The organism is Pectobacterium versatile (genome assembly GCF_020166435.1).
Classification (GTDB): domain Bacteria; phylum Pseudomonadota; class Gammaproteobacteria; order Enterobacterales; family Enterobacteriaceae; genus Pectobacterium; species Pectobacterium versatile.
Map to the genome: position 1 here is coordinate 1 of NZ_JAINZP010000069.1, position 502 is coordinate 502.

The 502-nt window shown below is 59.0% G+C and carries 1 pseudogene; it reads right to left on the minus strand.

What is annotated here, in order from left to right:
• Positions 1 to 502, minus strand: a pseudogene (locus K7X24_RS21950) (filamentous hemagglutinin); the annotation flags it as partial.

Below are 502 nucleotides of genomic sequence, written 5' to 3' on the forward strand. Positions count from 1 at the left end.
CATCGCCCCTGCAGCCGCATCCTGACCTGACAGCTGCGCGACTACCGCGCCCACCACCGCGTGCGCCATCGCGTTGGCCGCGATATCCGACGCCGTGATTTTGCTTTCATCCTTCGGTATCGTGACATCTTTCACTAGCTGTGCCAGATACGGTGATGCACCACTGGCAATCGCTTTCTGGATGTCCCCACCCGCCAGTGCCTGAATCGCCGCCGTCGCCGCCTGTGCCGCTCGTTGGAAATCGCTACCCGTGCCGTATTTCTGCATCTCGGCTTTGTAGGTCGGCGATTCCGTCAGCGCCTTTTTATAGGCCTCCCATTCCTGCGCCGAATCACCGCCCTGCGGACGTTTGACTTTGGCGTCGCCCTTGGCTTCTGCGGCTTTCTGTGCTTTCAGCTCGCCTTCCGTACGTACGATATCCATCACCTGCGCGCCGATCTCACCAATCAGCTGCGCCTGTTTCAGGCGTTTTTGCTCTTTCTCTTTGTTAAAGATCGGGCTG